We start from the raw sequence: 26,411 nt of genomic DNA on the forward strand, positions 1-26,411 counted from the left end.
ATCTCATACGATTCATCCTCGACAAGTCACTTACGAAGTAGCAGGACAAACTTACAAGCCATCCGATATACCGACGTTCTTTCAAGAATTAGAGCCTTATATCGATCCCTCAAGTCTAGAGATTGCTTGGGAAATTTTGGTTGAGCAGGGAGAAACAGTCAATCCCCAAGAAATGGCAATGCTGTTGTTCTCTGCGAAGGATTCTCACCAATGCTATGCTAGTCATCTCCTCCTTTGTGATGACAAGCTTTACTTTAAACAAAAAGGTGATCGCTACGAACCTCGCTCACCCAATCAAGTCGCAGAGATCAAACATCAGCAACAGGTTGAGCAGCAGCGACTACAAGAAACGCAAGAATTTTGGAATCGTGTCAAAGAGTGTTTATCTGGAACGGTTGCAGAATGGCAGAATAGTGACCGACCTCGCTTAGATGCTTTAGAACGTTTAGCTTTAAACGGAGAAGAAGCATCTCATGCGACTTCAGCCTTTGAAACTTTAGCCACTTTAGAACGTCCCCAAACAGCAAGTGGTGCATTGGAGCTGCTGGTGGATTTGGGGATCTGGAGTCCTCACGAGAATTTATCACTACGTCGCACTCAGATTCCCACACAGTTTCCTATGCAGGTATTTGAAGTGGCTCAACAGCTTCTAGATTCTCAGCCGCCCGATCCCGATACAGACCGTCTTGATCTCACCGATCTCAAAGTCTATACTATCGATGATGAGAGTACCCGTGAGATTGATGATGGTTTGAGTGTAGAATTTATGGCAGATGGTCAGCAGCGATTATGGATTCATATTGCTGATCCAACCCGTTTGCTTTGTCCGGGCGATGAACTCGATCTCGAAGCTCGACGACGTACCACAACAGTATATTTACCGACGGGGATTATCCCGATGTTTCCCTCTGAACTAGCGACTGGCCCGATGAGTCTAGTCGAGGGTAAACTGTGTTGTGCTTTAAGCTTTGGTGTGATTTTAGATGAAAGCGGCCAGGTCAAAGATTATAGTATCCATGCCAGCACGATTAAGCCGACCTACCGCCTCACCTATGATGATGTTGACGAGATGCTGCATTTGGGTATCACAGCCGAACCTGAGATAGAAGCACTGGCGACCTGGACAAAACGACGTAAACAGTGGCGAGACTCTCAAGGCGCAATTAGTATTTATATGCCTGAGTCTCTGATTAAAGTCGAGGAAGACGAAATCACCATTAAAGTTTTAGATGATTCCCCTTCTCGGCAAATTGTCGCTGAAATGATGATTTTAACTGGTGAAGTGGCTGCTCGTTATGGTCAGGCTCATAATTTAGACTTACCTTATCGCAGTCAACCCCAACCTGAATTACCACCGGCCGAAGAACTTCTGCTACTACCTGCTGGAGCTGTGCGTTCTTGTGCGATGCGTCGTTATATGCCCCGCAGTGAAGTCAGTTTAACGCCTGCTCGCCATGCCAGTTTAGCTTTAGAAACCTATACTCAAGTGACTTCTCCCATTCGTCGCTATAGTGATTTACTGACGCATTTTCAAATTAAAGCTCATCTACGAGGAGAAACTCCTCCCTTTTCAACTGAGCAGATGCAAGAGATGGTGATGAGTTTAGGCCCTGCTGTCAAGGAAGCCTCAAAAGTCGAACGAGAAACTAATCGTTATTGGAGTTTAGAGTTTCTGCGCCGTCACCTTGATCAAACGTGGGAAGCTATTTTATTACGTTGGCTGCGCGAAGATAGTAATTTAGGGCTGCTTCTCCTCGAAGAACTGGCGGTTGAGTTACCGATGCGATTAAATCGTAACGCTGAACTGGGAGAACGGTTTACGGTTAAGGTGGCTCATGTAGACCCCAGACAAGATATTATTCAATTTCAGGAAATAACAGACCAAGCAACCGAACCTGCATTTTCGTGAGTCAAAAGAGGTCATAATCTTTAATTAAAATTAGGGGGACTGGGGAAAAGTCTAGTTATGTTTCTTTTCCCTCAGTTGTCATCTTGATCGAGAATTTAAAGCTTTATTTGGTGTAAATCACTCCGGGGATCAAAACTCCGATTTGCCCTAATTTTCTCATAATACTCTCGCTCTATCGAACTTAGATCTTTGGGCGGAACAACCACCAACTTCACAAATTGATCGGTGCGGCCACCGCCTTTCGGTTTGATCCAACCCTTACCCCGTAATCGTAGCGTTTGTCCTGAACGAATACCCCCTGGAATATTCATCGTCACCAAACCATCGGGAGTTGGAACTTCAATGGCTCCACCTAACACCAATTCATCAGGAGTCACCGGAACTTCACAGATTAAATTCTCACCATCAAACTGAAAAAACGAGTGCGGTAAAATCTCTACTTTCAAGTACAAATCACCCCGTTGCTGCGTATAGGGATCGACTTGACCTTGACCCCGAACCCGAATTTTACTTCCCGACTTGACACCTGCTGGAATCGAAACTTCGCCCCCACCCACTTGCTTTTTAACGCCTCGGAAAGCCTCACTCAAACTTAAAGAGATAGTCGCTTCTTGATCTAAAGAAGAACTTTTAGAGCTGCTTCTGCTATAACCCGAGGAAAAATCATTAAAACCGCCACCAAATCCCGTCGTTTTACCTGTACTGGTTCGATAGGAGTAGCTGCGACTTCCAGACCCACCCGGGCGAGTCCCCGCTCCAGTTCGACCTAATAAAGAATTGATAAACTCATCAAAACTACTAAACTGACTAAAATCTAAGTTATTAAAATCTACTGTTGTTTTCCCACTCGAGGGCCATCCACCTGAGCCTCCCGCTTGATTCCAGTATTGACCATATTGATCATATTTTTGGCGATTTTGCGGATCAGACAACACTTCATAGGCTTCATTCACTTCCTTAAAGCGAGCTTCCGCTGTTTTATCGCCCGGGTTCAGATCCGGGTGATACTTACGCGCTAATCTACGATAAGCTTTCTTGATCTCATCGGCAGTCGCCGTTTTACTTAAACCCAAAATTGCATAATAGTCTTTATAGTCAGTCGCAGCCATTCACTACCTTCCTCTCAATACTATCCTCGTTGATTATTTCACACAAATCCTTAATCTACCCATCTCCAGCATTTCGTTATCCCTTCCCTAAACACACACATCTCAAGACTCTATAACAGTCTGACCCAGATGAGGATTAGCAATGTATCTGTCTAGGAATAGTGAAAACCTAGTAATACCAAAACCTGATGTTAGGAAAATACTCCAACGAAGTCTGAAAATCTTGCTGGTTATACAATTACTTGTCTAACTTATCAAAAGTTCACGTCGGTCTGGGTTCGGTTCTTGCTGAAATAGCGATCGCAATATCCGTACAGACAATCAGTATCCGAAGTGGTACTGTGCTTTATTATCTCCTCAAAATATCCTATTCAAATAATAGCAGACAACAAAAAACCCGAGAATTCTAAGCTTAATTCCCAGGTTGATCGATAAATCTAAACGGCGTTAAATAACCCGATTAAACGATTGAGAATGCAGATTCAGAGAGAACCTCAACACCTTCTATAATTGCTAAGGTTTCATCGCCAAATGCGACCGTAGTATTGCCATTTTCAGAAGTCAAACTCAGACCAGCAAACGTTAAATTCGCTAAACCAATTACATCCATTCCAACTTCAAAATCAACAATAGTATCAGTTCCTTCCCCGATAGCCAAAACAAAGGTATCAACACCTTCACCACCGGAGAAATCATCACCCGTTAAGGTGTCATTTCCTAAACCACCGCGAAGAATATCATCGCCATCATCGCCCCAAATTAAATCATCACCTTCGTCACCAAACAGGGAATCATTTCCACCTTTTCCGCCAATTTCATCGTTACCCAAACCGCCAGAAATGATATCATTTCCCCCAAAAGAACCGCCAGGAGAACGATTGTTTAAATCACCTCGAAGAATATCATCGCCGTCACCCCCGTTAATTTCATCATTACCGAGAAGACCCGCAATGGTCTCACTATTGGCTGAACCCGTTAAAACATCATCTCCATCAGTCGGTTCAACCGCAACAGGAATACCCAAACGGGGATCAAGATTAAGCGGTTCATCAAGTTCGAGTTGGATGATTTCATTGTTGTCGATATCCGGCCCCCGACCGAGGGAGAAAGGATAGTTATTATCGTTAGCAACCAAAATGGTTTTTTCATCGAGAACCAACACATCTTCAATAGTGACAAACGGGAAACTAAACGTTGTTTCACCATCACCATTGAGGTCATCGGGGTCAGCAATATTCAACAGATCGACGAGTTCTTCTTTCTCAACAAAATTGTTTTCATCAACCTCAGAAATATCGATCTTGAAAATCTTCTTGAATTCGGCAGATTCTCCTTGACCACCATCGCGTTCAATAACAAGGAATTCATCCTCATTAATTGGAGTAAAATCACCGATCGCATGACCCGGAACATCAGTTGGATATAGACCAACTAACCCGGTAAATTCTCCGGTTTCAGCATCCGCTTGATAAATTCGTAGGGCATTTTCAGGATCACCTTGAACAGCCCCTTCTAACAGAGGATACAAGGTGGTTAAATCAGGACTATAAGCCATACCCTCATAACCGCGAGAACCAGATAAATTCGGCAGTTCAATCTCCTGATCCACTTCCACCCGTCCAGTCGCCGGGAAGTCGGTAAAGAAGCCATCGACACCCAATTCGATCAACTGTTCAAATTCCTCGCCTGGGTCGCCGTTGTAGTCGCTAGCTAGGAAGAAGTCTTCATTACGCAGGGTGTAAGGATGAACCAATAAACCCGCATCATGGGCATCCTCAATTACAGAAGTCGGTTCGCCCAAAACCCGATCCGCATCGCTAATAGTGCCATCACCATTCAAGTCATCCGGTTCACCATCTCCATCATTATCAACAGTCTCAGCGGGTAGAATTCGACGCTTAGACGGCCCAATTCCATCGGCATAAGTAGCAACTTCTTCGAGTCCTTCGGGGGTGATTAAATCGGCATAGGTACGTTCATCTCCACTCACAACTAAATCATAGGGCGCACCGCCTCCGCCAACCAGTTGAACCAACGGTAAATCCACACCCGCATCGGGCATAATGGAGTTGTTTAATGTCTGGAGGTTGCCGACTTCAAAGGATTGAATAAATACCCGATCAGGATCGGTAAAGTCGGTGTCAACCAAAGTTTGAATTAGCGGTTCTTCTAGGGAAAGACCAATTTCGTCGAAGTAGGTGGGATGTTTGGTTTCGGGATAAATGCCGATTTCTTTTCCGGTTTCGGCTTCAATATCCTTGACCAATTGAATTACTTCTGCAAGTGTGGGAACTTCAAACAACCCGTCAAATTCGGTATTTTCGGGACGCAGTTCGGGAATGCGTTCAATACTTCGCAGGGTTTTGATTTCTTCTAATGTGAAATCTTCACTAAACCAACCGGAAAATTCCCGACCATCAATCATTTTAGTCGCAAAACGATCCGCAAATTCGGGTCTGTCCGCAACATCGGTTGTACCGGAAAGTTCGTTTTCGTGACGGGCAATTAAGATCCCATCTTTGGTAGAAACCAAGTCGGGTTCGATGAAATCAGCCCCTTGCGTGATCGCCCGTTCGTAGGCTTCTAGAGTGTGTTCTGGACGTTCTCCGCTAGATCCTCGGTGGGCAATAACAATGGGTGGTTCGCCTGTTAATGTATTAAACTGTAAGTCAGGATTTTGCGGCGATCGCACTTCTTCAGCAACAATTTGATCGCGTACCTGATCGATCGTTAAAGGGAAGTCACCAATTAACCCATCTGCCCCCAACTGAATTAAATCTTCGGCTTCATCAGCGGGAGTTTGTACCAAACCATCGGGATCGAGAGTTAAATAGCGTTCTTCATCGCGCAGGGTATAAACATTAACCAATAATCCCGCATCGTGGGCGAGTTCAATTAACGGAAAAACTTCCCCGGTTAACTGGCTGCGAATTTCTGCTTCTCCATTGCCATCCCCATCAACGGGTTCTTCGAGTCCTTCCCGCAGGAGAATGGTATTTTTCCAGGGGTTAACGGCTTCGGCGTAAGTTGCCATGAAGTCATAAAATTCTGGCAATGCCAATAAATCACCGTATCCGGTATCGGCACCCAAATCGATAATATCAACTAAATCTCCATAAACTTCGCGGGCATCTTCTTCGGTGAAATCAGGATTGCTAAAATTAGCGATAATATCGTAGGGGAAAGAGAAACCCGGACTAGAATCTTCCGTTGCAGCCCCGGTGAGTTGATGCAAAGGTACATCAATTCCTGCTTCTGGCATAATTTCTTTATCCAGACGAATCAGGGGTGCAATTTGAAAGGTTTGGATAATATTTTGTTCGGGGTCGGTAAAGTTTTCCTCAACTAAAACCTGAACCGTTGCTTCCTCAACATTCAGACCAATACTATCAAAATATTGGTTGTGTTTCAGTTCGTGAACGATACCGACTTTCTTTCCGGTTTCGGCTTCATAGTCTTTAACCAACTCAATAACTTCCGCCATTGTGGGAATTTCATAATCCCCATCAAAGGCATCACTTCGTACTGAAAGCGGTTGTTTTGCCCGTAGGGTTTTGATTTCTTCTAGGGTAAAATCTTCGGCAAAAAATCCCGTGTATTCAACCCCATCAATAACTTTTGTCGTTTCGCGATCGCTAAATTCTGGGCGATCTAAAATATCGGTGGTGTTATTAAGTAGGGGTTCGTGACGAACGATAGGAACCCCATCTTTTGTCATCACATAGTCGGTTTCAATGAAATCTGACCCTTGTTCCAACGCCAACCGGAAACCATCAAGGGTGTGTTCTGGGCGGGGGCCACTCGCACCTCGGTGTCCAATAATGATCGGTTCTTGTCCGTTTAACGTGTTGAGGGTGGGAATATTCGGTGTGGCAATTGGGGCTTGTTGCAATACACCATTACTATCAAATTCCAACAAATAAGGGCCGAATTCATCTCCGATCCAAATTTGATTCTCTCGAACAACAATGGACTCAATATCAAAGTCCGATCCGGTTAATAAACGGTCTTCTGTTCCTTCGTTGATAATTTCAAACGGGATTAAATTATTGGGGTCAGAGAGTTGCACAAAACCTTGAACATCTACACTTCCATCACCACTTTCTGTACCGACAAAATCAGGATCAACTTGATAGACACGCAGCAAATAATCAGAACTATTGCGGATATTACCAAAACCATTATCGGAGAGAAACCAAAATGTATCGCCGTCGCTTCCGGGGGCAAATTGTACGCCGCTAAATCCCTGAACGGGTTGTCCATCAAAGGGGCCTGTTCTTCCGTTGGCAGAAATGGGTTCACCGTTGCCATTATTTCCACCCGCAGGCGGCCCTTCTGCAAAAGTATCAGCCGGAAGTGATGCAAAACCAACGAGTTTGATGTTTTCCATAATTTTTGGTAGATGCTAAGTTTTGATGAATTGATTAAATCGTTTGGTACTGCACCCAGACTTACTCATATTTTTGTAAATTTGATCATCGAAACAGATCAGATTTTTTCGCTTTTGATTCTGTTTGAAATGATCGCAAAAAAAGAGTTGAGCCTGTAATTTTATTAAACAAATTATTTTTACTAGACTCAGAAAAAAAGGATATCATCTAAAGTTTAAGATAGGATTATACTTAAGTTAAATATAGTTAAAGTTTTTGATATTACCTTCGATTTATTGTGTAATTACCCCAAAAAAAGCAGGAAAAAACTGAGGAGTATATGCAACTCCCCAGTTCATAATAAAGAATGGAAATTAGACCATTAAGAATGGATCGCTATCGCCACCCATTAAAGCCATTAAATCGTCGGAATTAACGCCTTCTAAAATCGCGAGAACTTCGCTACCAGTACCGACTTCAGTACCACTTCCGGCTTGAGTAAAAGACAATTCTTCGGCCATCAAGCCGCCTTTCAAGCCCAAGAAATCGATACCCACTTCAAAATCAACAATCAGGTCAGTTCCCTCTCCCTCTGCTAAAACAAAAGTATCCATTCCTTCACCGCCAGAGAAGTCATCTCCAGTGAGAATATCGTTACCTAAACCACCATCTAACAGGTCATCGCCGTCATCACCGAAGATTTCGTCATCCCCTTCATCGCCATGAAGTTGATCATCTCCGGCTTTACCTCCGATGCGATCATTACCTTGACCCCCGAAGATGGTGTCATCGCCGCCAACAGTACCACCGGGAGAACGACTATTAGCATCACCTCGGAGGACATCATCACCTTCGCCCCCAAAGATGACGTCATCTCCCATTTCACCTGCGGCGGTATCGTTACCGAGACGAGCCATAATTAAGTCAGCATCTTCAGTACCGACCAGTTCTTCATCGGCATCAAAGCCATTGATATAGTTCTCAGTTTCAGTTAAGGATAAAGCCTGAACGTGAGCGAGGTGAGTTTGGTCTACATGACCCGGAATACCTGAAATTTCTTCGCCATAGCTAGTGAAGCCTTCGCCTTCAAGCGCATCTAACGCCTCAGAACCCGCACCTTCGTAGTAAACAGGTACTGGAATTGTGGTGTGAGTTCCCCAACCATATTTCACCTCGGGATCAGAACCCCAGAAATGACCAGAAGCCGCCGGATCTTCGTTGTCGAGTTTAACAGGGTTGCCGTCCTCATTTTCAACGATAATGGCTTCACCGTTCTCATCAACGGCTGTTGTTAACCCTTCAGCACCCACTTCACGCAGTAACTCAGGGAAGTCATTATTGAGGGTTAAATAGTGGTCATGGTCAGCCGTAACAACCAGCAGGTTTTCCTCATAACCGCCATTGGCCTCAATCCAGTCCATGACAATCTGTACAGACTCGTCAAAGTCAAAAGTCGTACCGATCATGTTGTCAAGGTTGTTGTCGTGGGCTGCCCAGTCAAGATCGCCACTTTCAATTGTCACCCAGAACCCATCGGGGTCATCACCGAGAACATCAAGTGTTGCAGTGGTCATTTCTTGCAGAGTCGCATTGTAGCTCACTTCTTTGGCAATGAACTCCTCGACTGTTTCACCTTCATCTAAAGGACGAGTTGCATCGGTGCGGCTACTCAAACCTGCGTTGCTGTAGTCTCCATTCGCTGTACTCCAAGGTAAGTTACCGCCCTGACCACGAGCGCCATACAAACCAAACAGCTTCTCACCCGCGTTAACATCAATTTCAGAGGCAACCTCTAGTAGGGTTTCACCTGCGTTTTCACCCCGTTCTAGGAAGGTGTAGTCGTACTCACCCGCACGCAGTTCTTCAAGGGTTTCAAGATCCATGTAGCGTTCATCGCCACGGCCATCCGGATGACCTCCCCCGAGAACGAGTTCAGGCTGAGTTTCGTTGAGAATCTGGTACAGAATATTGTCATTATCAGGGATAGCATGACCAAACTCATCAACTTCCGCATCAACACTGTCTTCGGTGGTTTTGCCGCGTTGGTTAACGTGAGAAATCGCTGCTGCCGGTGTAGCGTGGTTGAAGGGAACAGAACTGACTGCACCAAAGGACTTACCCAGATCCCGAGCTATTTCACCGAGGGTTTCGAGGTCATGCTCATGGATTTCAACCCCAATTGCACCCACGTAGGTCTTTTCACCGGAGTATAACGCGGTTGCAGTTCCGGCAGAGTCAGGGTAAAGGCTCTTAACGTATTCAACGTCAAATACGCCGTCAACTTCGTCAGTGGGTTCTCCAATTCGCTCCCAAGGGAGTTCAGGGCCTTTGTTGACGTTATAAAACGGTAGGTTGCCCCCCAGAGGTTCACCCACGGGAGTCACTAAATCAAAACTGACTGTACCAGAGTGTTCGATAGAGCCAGAAACCGGAGCAAAACCGTCTTCTAAACTGAAAGTAAAGTCTGTGCCTTCAGTAATTTCAAAGCCGACTTGGAACTCACCTTCGACAGGAGTTGCATCGCTGTCAGCCCCGGTTAATTCTAAACCCGCAGCTTCATCGAGTAGCTCAGTGTCTAAGAAAACGCTAGTGACTCCAGACTCAACCATTGTTGCAGTCGCATCACCGGAAACCGCCGCATCAATCCGAGCATCCCCAACATCAGCACCCGCTAGGCTTTCATCGCCGAGGACAGCAGCCAATTCTGGGGAAACGAGCAGATCCGCACTGCTGATTTCCAGTATGCCATCTTCAACTTCTAGAACTTCAGGGTTACTGATATCAAACAGCGGAGCATTCACACTAACGGTGTCGGCGACAAAAAAGCCGCTAGTAGTCTCGCTCACGCGAGTTGCATCAAAACCGATAGAGAAGTTACCGAGTTCTAGTGCAGTGGTTTCAGTCTCAAAAACAGGATCTTCGTCAAAACCGTCTTCATCCCGAAGTTCGGGGAAAAATCCTTCAACCTGAGCGGGACTTGGATCAAACTCGAATCCTTCCCGTTCCGGAGCAGTACCCGTAACATGGTCAAATGGATCGCCTTGTAGAGCAGAATTTCCTTTGTCACCATCGATGTAGGTGTTGCTAGTGGTGACGAGGGAGTAACCGTCTAACTCTTGGAAGCTTAATCCTTCTCCGACACCTTCTGTATAGAAATCACTGAGGGTATTTCCTTCAGCACCTTCGTTAATTTGTTTCTGAATTGCAGCGGCACGAGCCATTTCCCAGCCCATACCGTCACCAATCATAATGATGACGTTCTTAGCCATATTCTCCTTAATTTTGCTATTTTTTGCTGAAAAATAAGCTCTCAAACAAAAGCTTACACCCAGAAACTCTCATCACTTTTGAGTTATATTTTTCTGGGTTTTAAGTTTCATTAGAAATGTTAATTTATCAAAATTAACTAATGTTTATTTTAAATTTAAGAAATGGTTAAAATATCAAAAAAATATGAATTATACTCAAATTAGTTCAAAAGTTTTCTTGCTTAAAATGGGCAAAGCTAATATTTTGCAGTGACTTCAGCGTTTATAAACAAAATATAAATGGAAGTATATTCAGTGATAAAATTTGCTTGATTTTTTCTGTTTTGTGTCGTATGCTAGATTTAGAGAAATCGTGTATGCTTTTTTATCTAAAAAAAAGTCATTCAAATCCGTAGACACCAAAAAATGTTTCAACACTGTATAAAGTTTAATTTTTGTTTAATTTAGTTATTCAATTCAATTTGTCGATTGCCATCATAGAGTATTGCGATTAAGCCAATCAACTCTTGGCAAGAAGTTAAACTATCGGCGATACCAATAACATCTTCCTCTAGATAGAAGTCAAAAATGAAGTTGTAGAAATTCCCGTTGTGAACAGCGACTCAAAAGGTGAGAAAGCAGAGGTCAAAAAACCAGGGAGTTGCACGAACTCCCCAGTTCTAAAATCAGGTGTGAACTAGACTGTTAAAAACAGATCACTTTCCCCACCCATCAAAGCAGTTAAATCGCTCGCATTAACACCTTCTAACAAGGCGAGAACATCGCTACCCATGCCGACTTCAGTATCACTTCCGGCTTGAGTAAAAGACAATTCTTCAGCCATCAAACCGCCTTTCAAGCCGAATAAATCAATCCCGACTTCAAAATCAACAATCAGGTCAGTTCCCTCTCCGACTGCCAGAACAAAAGTATCACGACCTGTACCACCCGAGAAGTCATCCCCGGTTAAAGTATCATGTCCTAAACCCCCATCTAACAGGTCATTGCCATCATCGCCGAAGATTTCATCGTCGCCAACTTCCCCAAATAGGAAGTCATTTCCAGCTTTACCGCCAAGACGGTCATTTCCGGGGCCACCATAGATTTCATCATTACCACCAACAGTCCCACCGGTCGAACGACTGTTTGCATCACCCCGCAGAACATCATCACCCTCGCCACCGTCGATCAGGTCATCACCCAAACCGCCAGCAACAGTATCCATTTCAGCGCTGCCTGTGAGAATTTCGCTAGCATCACCGCCAACAAATTCACCACTACCAGAAATCGTTTCCGCCGGGAAACTCAGAATCAGTTGACCGCCTCGGGCGTACTGTCCTTCATAATAAACAGTACCTTCTGCGTTAGTACCGACAATACTACCATCGGGAAGTTCTGTATCCCGAATCGTTCCCGCTTGAACATCAAACAAATAACCGCCAGGAACTTCGATAATACCAGAAGATTCCCAACTACCATAGTTCCCCAATCGAGTCGGATCGATGAAAGCGGTACTATTTTCAAAGAGGAAATCTACTTGATCATCACCAACAACCCCTTCATTTTCAGCAATATTGTAAGAAACAATACTACCGTAGCGACCTTCAGCGTTGAGAACATCTCCCCCAAAAGAAGTTTCGTCTTCTTGGATTAAAACGTTACCATTGCTGTCAACAGTCATGTTGTCGTAGCTAACCCCGGTTTCCGGGCCACCTTCTAATAAGAATTCAAAAGTTGCATCCCCAGTAGGATCTTCAGGATTTAGAATCAGGCGATGTAGCTTACCGTAAGGATTATCGGCTTCTTCGGGAGTTTCTGCGTCTTCAGTTAAGGAACCGTTGCGTTCCGGGCGTCCGGTTGTGACGAGGTAAAACTCTCCGGGGTTGTTGGGGTCTTCGTGAATATCTTCGGGACGACGGAAATTGGTTGAACGCAGTTGACCGTTTTCAATTTCCGCGACAATTTGATCACGAACTTGATCCCCAATACCGGGATTATCAATAAATATTCCATCAACGCCAATTTCAATCAATTGACGGGCTTCATCCGCTAAAGTTTGAGGGGTACCATCGGGGTTTAAGGTTAAGTAGTTTTCCTCAACCCGCAGTGTGTAGGGGTGAACCTGCATTCCGGCATCATGCGCCCATTCTACTAACGGTAACACTTCCCCGGTCAGTTGGGAGGTGATTTGGGCAACGCCATCGCCATCGCCATCAACAGCTTCTTCTAACGGTTCACGCAAGATAAAGCTATTTTTCCAGGGGCCTAACCCTTCTGCGTAGGTTTCACCAATATAATCAATCACTTCCGGATTGGCTAAATCACCGTAGTCGGTATCGGCGGAAAACTCAATTGGGAAGCTATCGTAGGCTTCTGGGGCTGCATTTTCGTTGTCTGAAGTGAAGTTGTAAACAACGTCATAGGGGAAGGAAAAACTGCTTTCGGACTCGGCAAAATCACCTGTAAGCTGAACTAAGGGAAGATCAATTCCCGCCTCTGGCATAAATACGTTTTGCAGTCTCAGCAGGTTTTCGATCTCAAATGATTGAATGAAAATCCGATCAGGATCAGTAAAGTCGTTTTCAACTAAAGTATCAATTAGGATCTCGGATGTCTTGATATCAATGGGTGTACCATCAAGGAATGTTCCTTCTTTGGCAAAGAAAGTCGGGTGTTTGGTTTCGGGATAAATCCCAATTTGCTTCCCAGTTTCGGCTTCAACTTCTTTGACTAAATCGATAACTTCTTCTAAAGTCGGAACTTCAAACAACCCATCAAATTCAGTATTCTCCGGACGAACACCAGGAATTCGTTCTTTCGCCCGTAGGGTTTTCAGTTCTTCTAATGTAAAATCTTCTGTAAACCAACCGCTAATTTCTGAACCGTCTACCATTTTAGTAGTAAAGCGATCGGCAAATTCCGGACGGTCGGCAACGTCGGTAGTTCCGGAGATTTCGTTTTCGTGACGGGCAACTAAAACCCCATCTTTTGTCGGAACAAGATCCGGTTCAATAAAATCTGCACCTTGTTCAATTGCCAATTCGTAGGCTTCTAACGTGTGTTCGGGACGTTCGCCACTGGCACCTCGATGTGCAATAACTAAAGGAGTCTGACCTTCAAGAGTATTGAACTCGGTATTGACCCAACTGGAGAGAACTTCGGGGCTACGGTTGAGGGTTACTAAGTCGGGAACGGGTACCCATTCTCCAGTCAGTTCAACGTTTTCAGCCATATCTTCAAACCCGAAGATATTGCCCTCTGCATCTTTAACTCGCAGAACGTATAAACTATCTGTAGTATCGTTGAAGCCGTTGGGATCTTCGTCTGTTTGATCGCCAACATACATATAAACTTCGCCGTCGTTTTCGTCTTCCATTGACAGCAAAACAGTTTTGTCGGAGTTATCCGCCCGATATTCAGAAGCGGGGTAAACTTGTTCTTTGGAGAACAAACCAAACCCTTCAATGGGGGATGCTGTTCCATCGGGAGTGACAGCAACTCCAGTTCCGGCGTCTACTTCTTCGGGGGCAAAAAAGATGGGAATTGATTCACCATTTTCATCGACAAACCCTTCGGCTGCTAGATAACCCGAACAGAAGCGAGAGAAGTTATCATGGCCTGCGAAGTTGTAAACGTTACCGTCTGCGTCTTCATAGTTTCCGGTTTCGGAGTTCAAGCTGTAGGTAATACCGTCAACTTCAACGTCTTCGATCAGGTTTTTTCCGCCGATCGCATTCCAATTTTCATCAAATACATACAGGGAAACTCGCGCCCCATTCACTACGCCTTCTGCGTTGTCTGTAATTACACCACTACTCAACTCGTGGTTCATCCAAACGTATTTGAGGCCGTCAATCTCAGTGTAGCCTAAACCGTCGGGTATTCCGACCATCGGATAGGTTTCGCTATCGCTGGTGGTAAATTCCCCAAATTCGCCTTCGAGGAGAGGAACTTCATCACCAACGGTAACGAGGGGTTGAATATCGTAGTGGGGGCCGTCGGGGCCATCGGGTACGTTAAAAACGTAGGCCTGTGAAGCTGTTTTTCCGTCTATTACAGACATTTTGTATTCTCCAAATCCAAAGATCGAAATGCAAATCAAAACTATAAAATTTTCAGAAAAATGTAGTTAATTTCACAAAATTTACAGTGCGTTTGATTTGCATTTTTAGTCATATTTATCTTAAAGGTCAAAGGTTAAGACCGGACTATGATTCAGTTAAATATCAACTAAATTTTGTAATTTATAAAAATGTTAAATAAAGGTATAGACCAATATCTTTTTTTGATGAGTTGTGATATTGTATTATGGGGGATTTATCTCTAATTTTTAATTAAAAAATTGACTAATTGTTATAGTCTAGAAATAGACCGTATTTCTTTTAATTGACAGGAAAACATAACGACTAGCTTGATTATAAGTCTATTATCATGCTTTTGTGCTGAAACAAAACTGCAAACAGGGTCAAAATTTTTCCAAATCTGGGATGATTAACTTTTTGATTTGTATAAATCTTCCAGACAAACCGAGAAATGATTAACACTCCCTGGTCAAACTCAATTGTTGGGAGATATCGTTAAACTTTCAAAGGCTAAGTTGTTGCGAATTCCGCTTGTTTGGTCTGCGGTGGGGAGAAATTTATCAGGAACCGGAAGTTCATCTAAAAGTTCACCACTGAGGGAATATTCGTTAATAAACGGGTTAATGAGTCGGTTGACATCGCCTTCGGAAGAAATAAATAAGGTGTTGTTTTCGGTGAGGGTAATTCCTTCGGGGTCTAAACTAAATTCAGGATAAGGTTCCCCGTTTTTATCTAACAGCGTTGTGACTTTCTCAAAACTAATATCACCTTCATCTAAACTGCTATCGTTGAGGTCAATTTCTAGGGTATAAAATCGGGCGGGATTAGTTTGAGAACGGTCATCAGAAATGCTGTAAAAAACTTGGTTATCTGAGTCGTAAACAATACCTGAAAGTCCGCCAACTTCTGTATCTTCAAAGCTGAAGTTAGTCGGAAAAGTGACTTCACCCAAAAACTCAACAGACGAAACCGTATTGCGGCTTAATGTTGTTTGGTTAGATAGCATAAAAAACCCCTGGTAGATAGTTTGTCCTTCGTTTTGTTGTAGGATGGGTCAGACCTAAAACGGATGAATACTCCAATTAATTGAACGCTTCTGACCCATCAAACTCAATAAAAAATGGAAACGTTAAACTGTTTTGTGATGGGTCAAACCGGGAGGTTTGTTAAGGTGTTAATTCACTTAACTATCTGACCCATCCTACAAAGGGTTAAACCAAAGTAAAATCGGTTGAAGTTAAACTTGCAACCTCAACTTTTTCGAGAATGGCTAACGTGTCCTCGCCGAAATTAATCAAGGTATTTTTTCCTTGAGTTTCTAACGCTAACTGTTCAAAACTCAAGCCTTCCGTTAACCCAATAAAATCAATACCAACTTCAAAATCAGTAATAATATCGGTTCCTTCTCCAATGGCTAAAACAAACGTATCGGCGCCTTGACCTCCGGAGAAATCATCACCTGTGAGGACATCATCACCCAAACCCCCTCGCAGCAAGTCATCGCCATCATCACCGAAAATTTCATCATCGCCCTCGTCCCCAAACAAGGCATCATTTCCGGCTTTTCCGCCTATCCGGTCATCACCCAAACCCCCGTTAATGGTGTCATTTCCGCCAATATTTCCACCGGGAGAACGACGGTTTAAATCACCTCGTAGAACATCATCACCTTCGCCGCCATCGATAATATCATCACCCAACAAACCCGCAACTAAATCATCACCAGCTTCGGCTAAAATCAGGTCATTATTATCAGTTCCGAGTAACGTTTCATCACCCGAACTTCCAATAATTGCATCCGACCCAAAATCATAAACAGTCGTACTTCCGCTGACTTCATTCGCCACAACTAAAAGCGGGCGTCCACTGGGGCTATCTTCTGCGGAAATAAACGTTAAACCTTCGGGGCCTAAATCTCCTGCGGTTCCCGCTTCGGGGTCGCCACTAAAGTCACGGTTATTGATATATTGAACAAATTCGGGAGTTTTGGGGTCGGTAATATCATAAACCATGATACCGCCAATTCGTTCTAATCCGGTGAAAGAATAGAGGCGTCCGTTGACTTCTCCGATAGCGTTTCCTTCGGGTTCTGGGCCTCGGTTATCACTGCGGTTATCGAAGTTATTTTCGGTGTTATCGGAGTTGAAAAAGTCGGGGAATTGTTCGGCAGTTATTTGTTCAAATTCTCCGCCTGTATCCGAAACAATATTGCCTTTGCTATCAAAAATAGTGAAGGAACGTCCACCAAAAGAGATGAGTTGGTCGAAGTCGCCATCGCCATCAATATCCCCATCAATTCCAGAAATATTCAAGCGACCAAGATTTTCTTCTTGTTGCAATTCTTCCGCATTGGGAAACGCAACGGGGTCAAGAATAACATCCTCAACTCGAACGTTTTCTTCTCGTTCGTCGCCTTCATTTGCGGTAATATAATAGGTCTGACCGTCAACTTCAAAGGCTTTGATTTCATCAGGTTGATATAAGCCCAAAGTCGGCCAGTTTTGAAGGTTAATTTCCCCGTCTCTGTCGCTGGCATCGAGTTGATTAAACTTGCTGAAATCAATAATTCCCAATATCGTTTGGGTGGGGTCGGGGTTCACTGCAACCGAACCATCAACCGGAATTTCTTCGGGTAATAAACCAAAGTCGTTATCGTTAATAACCGCTAAAGAACCGTTCGGCAAAAGTGCCAATCCTTCGGCTTTATCTCCAGCAATATAACCCAAAGAAGGCAAATTTAAGACTTTAGTTTTTGTAACCGCTTGTACGCCCAATTCCACTAAATCATCTGCGGTTTTCCCTTCTAACGCATTCTCATCTGTCGCTTGGGAAAGTTCGGTTCCTAAGATATTTGTCGCCCCAGTCAGGTCAACTTCAAACACAAATTTTTCTGAGGTTGCATCAACTCCCGAATCCCGTTCAATAACCAGAAATTTACCGTTTCCTTTGTAAACTGCATCGCCAATTTTATCAACTCCGGGGGAACCTTCTAGGAAGTAAATATATTCTCCCGTTGACTCTCCTGAAGTGGGGTTAACTTCTAAAATTCTCAGAACTTGTGAACTGCGAGAATTAGCATCATTACCAACATCAGGATTATCAATTGGACTTTGAATCCAAGCATAAAGTTTACCGTTGTCGGTATCCAATGCCATACCTTCAAAGCCACGATTTGCCCGACGTTGGGCATAAACAGACGGTAAACTTTCTGTGCCGAAAGTTCCTTCTTCAAGGTTAGCTGCTGCTGCCGTTCCTTCAGGAATAAATCGATCAATTAATTGCCCACTTTCATCAAAATGATAAATCGCCGGACGGTATTCATCAGACATCCAAAATGTGCCGTCTGGGGCGACAATAATGGATTCCATATCGGCCCCAAAGGGATCATTTTCTAAGGGGTTTCCAAGCAAATCAACGGCTTCTTCGTCAGTGTATGCAGTGCCACGTTCTCCGGCTTGAATATTAGGAAGTCCAGTGATTGGAACTTGTTCGCTATCGACTTCCCGAGTTAAGAAAATTTGTTCATTAATGTTAATTTCGCTTGTAGATTGATCGACACTAAAACGAATTAAACGGGCTTGATAATCGGGTAACGGAAACGGACGTTCGGGTAAACCATCACCATCAACATCGGTGGGATCTCCGTTGGGGCCACGGTCAGGAGTGACGATAAAATGTAAAGTATCACCTTCTTGTTTTTCAAAGAATAAACCTGACATTCCCCCTAATAAAATTTCTTGTCCGGCGGGTGTTTTTCCCAGGATTTCTTCACTTAAATTCCATCGATATTGAGTAACTTCGGGTAAGCCTTTACTCCAATCTTTTAAACCCAAAGGTTGTAATTCTGTAACTTTAGCCGTTTCTAAATCAACAACTGCAACGGTGTTATTTTCTTGGAGGGTAATAAAGGCGGTTTTGCTATCAGGAGAAACAGCAATTGCTTCGGGTTCCAAATCTTCCGATGCGGTTTTTCCGGCTAAAATACGAACTCCTCGACTACGAAGTTCTTCTTCTTGACCATTAAAAGCGGTAAAATCGGCGGTAGAAAGGGTGAGGTTTTCAACGCCATTGGAAATATCAATAATGCTAATTGTTCCTTCGGCGTCGCCGTCTTCGCTGAGTTCTCCTTCGTTCGCCGTAATCACTTTTGTTCCGTCGGGAGTGAAAGCAATAGAGTCGGGTAATACTCCAACTTCAACAGAGTTTAAAACGTTTCCTTCTGCGTCAAAAAAAACGGCTTTTCCGGGTTCAATATCACTTTCAGATCGAACGGCTACAGCAACAATACCGTTTTGAACGGCTACACCTGTGGGAGTTCTACCAAAATTGGAAATATCGAGTTCACTAATTTTTGTGGGGTTTGTCGGGTTAGAAATATCGATAATATCGATAATACCTTCCGCATCATTAATAACAAATAAACGATTTGTCTCAGGATCAAAAGCTGGAATTGTTGCCCCTCCTTCATCAAAAAAATTCGTTTTGTAAGTGCCTAAAACGGTGAGTTGATTGGTAGTCATAGGTTAAGTGAATAGATAAGGTTCAGAAGTTCAGGAGAAAAAAAGTTCAGAAATGATTGAGTGATAACTGTTCACTGTATTACTGTAAAAAATGCACCTTTTTACATCACAAATGAATGAGATGCTTTTTTCTAGAAAATCAAAATAATACCCCTAATTCTAGCTTCTAAGCTTTGTTGAGTTCTAGAAAACTTGAATGATCAATCTCTGCTAAAAATCAGGAGTCTGACAATAGATAAAAGGCGTTCTTTGTAACTACATCAAGAATTTAAGGGTTGAAGGTTAAAATGGGGTTATGTATACGGATGGGTTGGAGTGTTTTTACACAAGCTTTACATAAGTTTTACAGAACAGGGGTATTTTTAAAGGGCCACTTGAGTTAAATTGGACTGTTCTCAAAAGTTAGGGACGAGGAGTAGATGCGTCGTACTCTATCACTCAATATTAGAAAAAAAAGGCAGCTAAAGCCACCTCTAAAGAAATTAAAATTGAGGATAAATAACATTAAAGAATTTGATTGCGACTACTATCTCCAAGTTGAGGTTTTCTACCATCAATATGAGGAGAAATAGCAGTGGGTAACGTCGCCGGAGTTCCCCATTGACTCGTTAATTGTTGTAGTAACCAATCTTGCTGATCCCGCAAATCATCTAACCCGGTTCCTCGGTTAATAATCGCAAACCAAACGACACCCCGTTCTCGGGTGGGGAGGACACCCGCTAATGCACTCACATCAAATAAACTCCCCGTTTTGACCGCAGAATGACGGGGAATATTGCGAAATTCGAGTGTACCAATATCTCGTCCTGAGACTGGAAATAAATCAGCAACGTTTAAATTTGTCCCCTCTAATTTGTCTTGGAGTGCGATAAACATTCTCACGGCTGCTCTCGGAGAAATTTGATTTTCATGGCCTAATCCTGAGCCATTAATAATTGAAATTTCTTCAACAGGAACCCCCGCAGCTAAGGCGGCTTTTTCTCGAACTACAGTTGCTCCGCCGAGACTTTCAGCTAACATCTCCGACATCAAATTATTACTGTAAATATTCATTTGTTTGATGATTTCTGCCAGGGGTAAAGACTGATGGCGAATCAGAGGAGTGGCTTGAACAGCAGTATACTGAGGTTGAACGGTTCCGGCGATCGCCACAATCGGTCTAGCAGTTCCGGGGGGCATTCGTTGATCATATTGAGCGGCAGCTTCAGCCGGCCACAATCTCGAATCTAAAGCCTGTTTGAGAAACTCACCCGCTTTAATCGGATTCGACTCATAATTCATCGAGAAATTCCCGGATATGATCAAATTTCCCCTCACCTGAGTAATCCCCATTTGGTTGAGAGTATTTCCCAACGCAAAGCCTTCTTCCCAGACAAAAAACGGATCACCACTGCCGACAACAATTAAATCCCCTTGAACGACACCATTTTCAACCGGGCCAGAGGTAGCGATCAACGTTTCAAATTGATAATCCGGAGTCCATTGTTGTAAAGCCGCAAGCGAAGTCGCCACCTTCGTTAGAGAAGCCGCCGGAAGCGGTGTTGTCCCGACATTATTCGCCAAAGAAATCGGGCCGGCTTGAATCCAGACCCCTTGCACCTGATCCGATAATCCCCGTGCGGCGAGTCGGTCAAGGTATTGTTGAACCAGATCGCTAGCAATGGGGTCAGGTTGATCGAGTAAGATTAACTTAGAGAGTCCACCTTGCCAAACTTGATGAGTGGCAGCATTCAACTCAATTGGGTCTACACCTGCCATCTCTAACCATGCTAATAGGACTCCCGAGCTAAAAACATCTAACATTCTTAAATTCCTCTTTTTTCAGATCTTCAGTGGCAAGTTAACAGGGTACAGGGTAAAGGTTACAGGCAAAAGAACTGAGAACTGTTAACTCAAACAACGGGTTACTGTTTACTGTGAAGTGATCACTGTAAAAACGGATCACTGATAAAGGGCGATAACTGTTTGGTAAAATTTTTAAGGTTTCTCTGAGATTGGTCAATGGGTTCAACTCGTACACGGATTGCAATTGACGCTATGGGTGGGGATTTTGCTCCCACAGAAGTTGTGGCGGGAGCGTTAATGGCACAGGAAAAATTGGGTGTTGAAGTGTTGCTCGTCGGAGATCAACAACAACTCGAAGCTTGTCTAAAGCATCACCCAACTGTATCACCTCCACCTGAAATCGTTCCCTCCGAAGGAATGATTGAAATGCACGAAGAGCCGCTAGGCGCCCTCAAACGTAAGCCCAAGGCTTCCATTAATGTAGCAATGAATTTGCTCAAAGAAAAAAGAGCAGATGCCGTTGTTTCGGCGGGTCACTCTGGGGCAGCAATGGCAGCGGCGTTATTACGGGTGGGTCGGCTACGGGGAATTGATCGGCCCGCAATTGGGGCGGTGATGCCGACTTTAGACCCCACTTCTCCGGTATTGGTTCTCGATGTGGGCGCTAATGTAGACTGTCGCCCCAAATTTCTAGAACAATTTGCGGTGATGGGGTCAATTTATAGCCAGTATGTTTTAGGAGTTGATCAACCTCGAATTGGTTTGCTCAATATCGGTGAGGAAGCCAGTAAAGGTAATGATCTCGCAGTTAGAACTTACCAAATGCTGCAAGAAAACACGCAAATTAATTTTGCTGGCAATGCAGAAGGCCGGGATGTATTATCGGGTCAGTATGATGTGATTGTTTGTGATGGCTTTGTGGGTAATGTTCTGTTGAAGTTTGCCGAAGGGGTCGGTGAAATTGTATTACATCTACTCAAAGACGAACTCTCAACGGGGTTACGCGCTCAAATTGGAGCAGCAATGCTCAAACCCAGTTTGAAACGATTTAAACAACGGGTTGATCACGTCGAACATGGGGGCGGACTGCTGCTCGGGGTGGCAGGAGTTTGCATCATCGGTCACGGTTCGTCTAAGGCACCAACGATTTGTAACGCCATTCGTTCAGCCAGAGATGCAATTAACAACGGTGTACTCGAACGCATTCAATCTCAATACCAAAAACCTCATCAAAAAGCCGCAAGCGGTCAGTAGTCGCCATCAGTCATTGAGGGGAGTTTACTTGAACTTCCCGCTCATCTGATCCTAACGGAGTCCCCGATGAATCCAATTCCTGCGCTCGAATTTGCGTACAGAACACTGATAAGATGCGATTGTTAAACACAAGATAAAAAAGTGGTCTGTCTGTCATCTCACGATGAGCAGGCTCAATTCAACAACTGGGAAAAAATTGATGGAAAACAGAGGTAAGGCGAGATTGATCAACCCATTTACCATCAATTCATTCCGATTGATCTTTTGAGTAATAGGGACACGATCACGGGTTCTAACTTCTGAGTTCTTCTGAGTAAGGATACGTCAGCTTCTCCCGTTAAATCGAAGATGATAACGGGAGCTTGTGGAGAATTAATCTAGTGCATGATTAGCGTCACTTTGTGTCACTTTTTGGTAGCTTGCGAATGTATTCGCGGACAACCTGTGACATAGACCAACCTTTTGAGTCAGCGTAACTTTGTAACTTGGTGCGTTCATCTTCTGAAAGTCTTACTTTTAACCAGGTTTCCCTCTTGTTATTTTTCATAGATGTAGGTATAATGTAGGTACTTCAAGTTTAACATCAATGGCTCCTAATCACTCATTGACAACAAAACTTAAGCTAAACAACCGTCAAAAAACGTTGATGGCGACCCACGCTGGGTTTGGTCGCTGGGTGTATAACTGGGGTCTGGCGATGTGGACAGACGCTTACAATCAAGGACTAAAGCCAAATACCAAGACTCTCAAACGTTTATTTACCAACCATGTCAAGCCGGATTATCCCTGGATGAAAGAATTATCATCAAAGGTTTATCAATATGCTTTCATCAATTTAGGAGAAGCATATAAGCGGTTTTTCAAAGGGTTGAGTAAATACCCAAAATTCAAATGTAAAGGTAAAAATGATCGGTTTACAATTGACAATTCAGGTAAACCCATTCGACTCGGTGGATTAATCCACAAGTTACCCTTCATTAAATGGGTGAGAACGTTTGAACCCTTGCCTGATTGTTTAACAAAAAAGGTGACAATCTACAAAAAAGCGGGGGACTGGTAGATCAGCTTTTCCGTTGAAAAGGCTTTTGAACCTACACCTAAGAGTCGAGAGAGAGTGGGTGTGGACTTCGGGGTGAAAACCCTGGCCGTATTAAGTTCTGGTATTGAGTTCAAGGGATTGAAACCCTATAGAAACGCGGGGGCAAAACTAGCCAGAGTTCAAAGAAAACTTGCTAAAAAAGTAAAAGGATCTAAGAACTGGGAAAAATTCCAGCGGTCTGTCCAAAAGCTCCATCATCGAGTGGCTAATCTTCGGAAAGACTATCTTCACAAAATGACAACTTATATTGCTAAAAACCACAGCGTAGTTGTCATAGAAGATTTAAACATTTCTGGAATGATGGCGAATCATAAATTAGCTGCATCTATTGGTGATTTAGGACTGCATGAAGCTAGACGACAACTTCAGTATAAGTGTGAACGTTACGGAACAAAGTTAGTCATAGCTGATAGGTTCTTCCCGTCTAGTCAACTCTGTTCAAACTGCGGGAATAAGCAGGCAATGCCTTTGTCTGAAAGGGTTTATAACTGTAAAAACTGCGGAACTCAGATTGATCGTGATTGGAATGCGTCACTGAACCTAGAACGCTATAGCGAGCACGGCTCGACTCGTAAGCCTGGGTCGGGTTAACCGCTCCCATGCCCCCTTTGAAGCAGGAAATAAACACACAAAGTATCTTCTTGTGACGCTTTGTACACGTTTTATGGAGCAGAAACACTGGACTTCAAGCAGTAAAAAGCAAGTTGAATAGCCCATTGAGTTTTTTGACGTTACACACTTTCTTGTACCACAGAGCGCAAGAATTATCTGTTTGACCCAACCAGTTGTTGGGAATCGCGGCAAAAAATGGGCGAGGTGTAGTGGTTTTATCCACAAATACAGTTAACTGGATTATCTCCAATGTTTAACAAGCGTGTACCCGTTCTCAATCCCGATGGCTCACCAGCGATGCCTACCAAATCATCTAGGGCAAGGCGTTGGGTTAGAGATGGCCAGGCAATAGTAGTACAGAACGACTTACAGGTATTCTGCGTTCAGCTAGTAGAAGAACCGACAGGAAGAGAAATGCAAGATATTAGTCTTGGCATTGACCCAGGTTCCTGCTTCACAGGTGTAGCCGTTCAGTCCAAACGAGATACATTGATTGGACTGAACTTGAACTTACCCAAAAAGCAAGTTCAAAAACGGCTAACAGAGAGAGCAGTATTACGCAGAACTCGACGTGGGCGACGGATTAAAAGAAGCCTGTCATTCAAAAAGCGTAACCACAGGCAAAAGCGTTTTGATAATCGTCGCCAATCTAAATTACCTCCCAGTATTCGAGCTAACAAGCAACTTGAACTGAGAGTTGTAGACGAATTGCGGCAATTGTATCCCATTACCCACGCATACATAGAACGACTCAATAAGTCTGACAGCCCGGGCTTTACAGTCGCAGCACAAGGTCAAACATTCCTAATTAAAGAACTAGGAAAATATTTTCCAGTTGCCTTAGTGAAGGGATGGGAGACATCAGCTACAAGGGAATGGCTCAAACTTCCCAAGTCTAAAAACAAAGCCGAACAGACTCCCAACGCTCATGTATCGGATGCCATAGCTCTAGCATCTAGACACTTCATTCGATACGCACCTAATACGACTGGTTTTCAAACCGGATACCAATGGAAGGGGGTAATTCAGGTGACACCTTTTACCTTCGGTATCGTAGAACGTCTTCCTTCAAGACCCCGTAAAATGCACGATTTAACCGTGAAAAAAGGTGGAATTCGTGATACTTATGGTGGTATGAAAAGAACGCATTCTTTCAAAAACGGGGATTATGTTGAATACAAAACTAGGCGTTCTACCCTTAAGGGGTATATCAGTGCCAACGATTTGTATCAGTTTTTCCCGAAGAAAAAGAGGTTGAAGCAAGGTGTAACTGACAAAAACACCCGCTTACTTCGCTATTCAAGTCACCTAGTTGTAAACCTACATAAAGGACTGGCATTCCTCTCCCGTTAAATCGAAGGCTTGCCCTAGAGCAAATCGAAGGGTCTAACGGGAGTCTCCTGCCATAGAAAAGATGACGAATACAGGTATTGCAATGATTGGCAGTGGCTCGGCTACTCCGCCCGTTTCTCTGGATAATCAAAGACTTTCACAAATCGTTGAGACTTCCGACGAATGGATTGCTTCTCGAACTGGAATTCGCGATCGCCGAGTTGCAGATCCTCAAACGAGTTTGTGTTCGCTCGCAACGGCGGCTTCAAAACAGGCGATCGCAATGGCACAAATTGACTCGTCGGAGATTGATCTGATTATACTGGCGACGTCCACTCCTGATGATTTATTTGGGAGTGCTAGTCAAATTCAAGCCCAACTTGACGCCCCTCAAGCGGTGGCTTTTGATCTGACTGCGGCTTGTTCGGGTTTTATCTTTGGTCTGGTCACTGCTGCTCAGTTTATCCGTACAGGGGTCTACAAAACTGTTCTCCTGATTGGGGGTGATATTCTCTCCCGGTGGGTAGACTGGTCAGATCGACGGACTTGTGTTTTGTTTGGCGATGGTGCGGGGGCGGTGGTATTGCAAGCCTCAGACTGCGATCGCCTTTTAGGGTTTGAATTGCGAAGTGATGGGAGTCAAAATGGTTGTCTGAACTTGTCGTTTCAAGCCCAGCCTCAACCGTTAATTGATCAGATTACGGTTAGTTCAGGGACTTATCAACCGATTACCATGAATGGGAAAGAGGTCTATCGCTTTGCGGTGAAAAAAGTGCCAGAAGTGATCGAAAAAGCTTTATTTCGAGCGGACTTAACGGTTGATCAGATCAATTGGCTGATTCTACATCAGGCTAACCAGCGAATTATGGATGCGGTGGCTCAACGCCTCAATATTCCCTCGGAAAATGTGATTAGTAATCTTGCCAATTATGGCAATACTTCGGCGGCTTCTATTCCCATTGCACTCGATGAAGCGGTTCGATCCGGCAAAATTAAACCGGGTGATGTGATTGCCACTTCTGGTTTTGGTGCTGGATTAACCTGGGGTGCGGCAATTTTTAAATGGGGAGTTTAGCCTGTTTATCTTTGAC

Annotated in this window: 11 protein-coding genes and 1 pseudogene (1 of these 12 only partly in view); 5 read left to right on the plus strand and 7 right to left on the minus strand. The window is 43.9% G+C overall.

What is annotated here, in order from left to right; genetic code table 11:
• On the plus strand, positions 1 to 1,909 hold the 3' portion of the coding sequence (locus L8106_RS13940) for a ribonuclease catalytic domain-containing protein (protein WP_009784964.1). Its footprint begins 110 nt before the window's first position; only the last 1,909 of its 2,019 coding nucleotides appear in the window; its start codon lies beyond the left edge, outside the window; the stop codon is at positions 1,907 to 1,909.
• 95 nt (positions 1,910 to 2,004) lie between these two features.
• On the opposite strand, the gene L8106_RS13945 is transcribed toward L8106_RS13940, so the two are convergent.
• The 7 genes from L8106_RS13945 to L8106_RS13975 all read right to left on the minus strand — a co-directional run bounded on the left by L8106_RS13945 (position 2,005) and on the right by L8106_RS13975 (position 21,041).
• Complete coding sequence (locus tag L8106_RS13945; protein ID WP_009784965.1) at positions 2,005 to 3,018, minus strand: DnaJ C-terminal domain-containing protein; 1,014 nt, start codon at positions 3,016 to 3,018, stop codon at positions 2,005 to 2,007.
• Positions 3,019 to 3,478: 460 nt separating this feature from the next.
• A complete protein-coding gene (locus tag L8106_RS33645; protein WP_009784966.1) occupies positions 3,479 to 7,408 on the minus strand; it encodes a glycerophosphodiester phosphodiesterase family protein in 3,930 nt (1,309 codons plus the stop codon).
• A 354-nt stretch (positions 7,409 to 7,762) separates the two neighbouring features.
• Complete coding sequence (locus L8106_RS34360) at positions 7,763 to 10,657, minus strand: alkaline phosphatase (protein ID WP_083798410.1); 2,895 nt, start codon at positions 10,655 to 10,657, stop codon at positions 7,763 to 7,765.
• A gap of 676 nt (positions 10,658 to 11,333) precedes the next feature.
• The gene (locus L8106_RS30550) at positions 11,334 to 14,699 is read right to left on the minus strand and encodes a glycerophosphodiester phosphodiesterase family protein (RefSeq protein WP_009784969.1); all 3,366 of its coding nucleotides are present in this window, start codon (positions 14,697 to 14,699) and stop codon (positions 11,334 to 11,336) included.
• Positions 14,700 to 15,193: 494 nt separating this feature from the next.
• The gene (locus tag L8106_RS13965; RefSeq protein ID WP_009784970.1) at positions 15,194 to 15,724 is read right to left on the minus strand and encodes an esterase-like activity of phytase family protein; all 531 of its coding nucleotides are present in this window, start codon (positions 15,722 to 15,724) and stop codon (positions 15,194 to 15,196) included.
• Between the two features lie 205 nt (positions 15,725 to 15,929).
• On the minus strand, positions 15,930 to 19,238 hold the full coding sequence (locus L8106_RS13970) for a choice-of-anchor I family protein (RefSeq protein ID WP_009784971.1): 3,309 nt from the start codon (positions 19,236 to 19,238) through the stop codon (positions 15,930 to 15,932).
• A gap of 504 nt (positions 19,239 to 19,742) precedes the next feature.
• On the minus strand, positions 19,743 to 21,041 hold the full coding sequence (locus L8106_RS13975; RefSeq protein ID WP_009784972.1) for a D-alanyl-D-alanine carboxypeptidase: 1,299 nt from the start codon (positions 21,039 to 21,041) through the stop codon (positions 19,743 to 19,745).
• 198 nt (positions 21,042 to 21,239) lie between these two features.
• Here L8106_RS13975 and plsX point away from each other — a divergent pair, with 198 nt between their 5' ends.
• The 4 genes and pseudogenes from plsX (at position 21,240) to L8106_RS13995 (ending at position 26,395) form a co-directional block, all read left to right on the plus strand.
• Positions 21,240 to 22,277 carry a phosphate acyltransferase PlsX gene (gene plsX / locus L8106_RS13980; RefSeq protein WP_009784973.1) on the plus strand — a complete coding sequence of 346 codons (1,038 nt, stop codon included), beginning with the start codon at positions 21,240 to 21,242 and terminating at the stop codon, positions 22,275 to 22,277.
• A gap of 586 nt (positions 22,278 to 22,863) precedes the next feature.
• Positions 22,864 to 23,967, plus strand: a pseudogene (locus L8106_RS13985) (RNA-guided endonuclease InsQ/TnpB family protein).
• A 270-nt stretch (positions 23,968 to 24,237) separates the two neighbouring features.
• Positions 24,238 to 25,341 carry an RRXRR domain-containing protein gene (locus tag L8106_RS13990; RefSeq protein WP_009784976.1) on the plus strand — a complete coding sequence of 368 codons (1,104 nt, stop codon included), beginning with the start codon at positions 24,238 to 24,240 and terminating at the stop codon, positions 25,339 to 25,341.
• Between the two features lie 61 nt (positions 25,342 to 25,402).
• Positions 25,403 to 26,395 carry a beta-ketoacyl-ACP synthase III gene (locus L8106_RS13995; protein WP_009784977.1) on the plus strand — a complete coding sequence of 331 codons (993 nt, stop codon included), beginning with the start codon at positions 25,403 to 25,405 and terminating at the stop codon, positions 26,393 to 26,395.
• The last annotated feature ends 16 nt before the right edge of the window (positions 26,396 to 26,411 follow it).

This window comes from Lyngbya sp. PCC 8106 (assembly GCF_000169095.1).
Taxonomy (GTDB): domain Bacteria; phylum Cyanobacteriota; class Cyanobacteriia; order Cyanobacteriales; family Microcoleaceae; genus Capilliphycus.

What these genes read in the sequence shown, in the direction of transcription:
- L8106_RS33645 (WP_009784966.1), bottom strand. Translation starts at nt 7,408, where the DNA reads ATGGAAAACATCAAACTCGTTGGTTTTGCATCACTTCCGGCTGATACT.
- L8106_RS13945 (WP_009784965.1), bottom strand. Translation starts at nt 3,018, where the DNA reads ATGGCTGCGACTGACTATAAAGACTATTATGCAATTTTGGGTTTAAGT.
- L8106_RS13975 (WP_009784972.1), bottom strand. Translation starts at nt 21,041, where the DNA reads ATGTTAGATGTTTTTAGCTCGGGAGTCCTATTAGCATGGTTAGAGATG.
- L8106_RS13970 (WP_009784971.1), bottom strand. Translation starts at nt 19,238, where the DNA reads ATGACTACCAATCAACTCACCGTTTTAGGCACTTACAAAACGAATTTT.
- L8106_RS34360 (WP_083798410.1), bottom strand. Translation starts at nt 10,657, where the DNA reads ATGGCTAAGAACGTCATCATTATGATTGGTGACGGTATGGGCTGGGAA.
- L8106_RS13965 (WP_009784970.1), bottom strand. Translation starts at nt 15,724, where the DNA reads ATGCTATCTAACCAAACAACATTAAGCCGCAATACGGTTTCGTCTGTT.
- plsX (WP_009784973.1), top strand. Translation starts at nt 21,240, where the DNA reads ATGGGTTCAACTCGTACACGGATTGCAATTGACGCTATGGGTGGGGAT.
- L8106_RS30550 (WP_009784969.1), bottom strand. Translation starts at nt 14,699, where the DNA reads ATGTCTGTAATAGACGGAAAAACAGCTTCACAGGCCTACGTTTTTAAC.
- L8106_RS13990 (WP_009784976.1), top strand. Translation starts at nt 24,238, where the DNA reads ATGTTTAACAAGCGTGTACCCGTTCTCAATCCCGATGGCTCACCAGCG.
- L8106_RS13995 (WP_009784977.1), top strand. Translation starts at nt 25,403, where the DNA reads ATGACGAATACAGGTATTGCAATGATTGGCAGTGGCTCGGCTACTCCG.